We start from the raw sequence: 947 nt of genomic DNA on the forward strand, positions 1-947 counted from the left end.
ATCGAGCTGACGAACTTCTCGATCACCTCGAACGCATCCTCCACCAACCTGTTGGCCTACACCGCCAAGTTCGGCAACGGCTTCAGCGCCACGATCTCGATGGAAGACCCGACCTTCCGTCGTAACCCGCTGTTCTTCGGCGGCGTCGCTGCTGGCAATCCGGCCACCGCTGTTGTCAACACCCCGTTCGTCGGCCTGACCGGCGGCGCCGCCAACTCCAGCCTCTGCCTCAACGGCACGGTCACCGGCTGCACGTTCACCAGCCCGGTCTGGACGTTCAACGCCAATGGCCAGCGCGTCGGTTACGCCAACGTTGACATTTCCCAGCGTCTGAACGTTCCGGACTTCGTCGGCAACCTGCGCGTTGACCAGGGTTGGGGCTCCGCCCAGCTGTCGGTCGCCACGCACCAGATCGCAGTCGGCACGTTCTCCGGCGGCGCTGTCAACGGCGGCTACGCTGCCCGTCCGGACTCCAAGTTCGGCTACGCCATCCAGGGCGGCGTGAAGTTCAACCTGCCGTTCCTTGCTCCGGGCGACGCCCTGTGGCTGCAGGCTGCTTACGCCAAGGGCGCGATGTCCTACACCGGCATGTCGGCTCCGATCGGGCATGACAGCGCCATCGAGGGCGGCATCGGCGGCGGCGGTCGCTTCGGCGTGTCGAAGATCGATGGCTACATCGATCCGACCACTGGCGACATCAAGCAGACCACCAGCTGGTCGGTTGCCGCGGCGTTCCTGCACTACTGGACCCCGCAGCTGCGTTCGGGCTTCGTGGCCACCTATGGCCAGCTCCGCTTCCCGAACGGCGCTCGCATCAACGGCCCGATGGGCGACATGTACGCCACGAACGCCGGCATCTACAGCCCGTACCTGCGCGACTACAACATGTTCGTCGGCCTGACCAACCTGGTCTGGTCGCCGGTCAAGGACCTCGATATCGGCGTTGA

The 947-nt window shown here is 65.2% G+C and carries 1 protein-coding gene; it reads left to right on the top strand.

Annotation, left to right across the window (positions count from 1 at the left end; translation table 11 throughout):
* Positions 1-947 (top strand): porin (locus IE243_RS22910; RefSeq protein ID WP_191321579.1); only part of this gene is annotated, 947 nt, incomplete at both ends.

This window comes from Camelimonas fluminis, assembly GCF_014656355.1.
In the GTDB taxonomy this organism is placed as follows: Bacteria; Pseudomonadota; Alphaproteobacteria; order Rhizobiales; family Beijerinckiaceae; genus Camelimonas; species Camelimonas fluminis.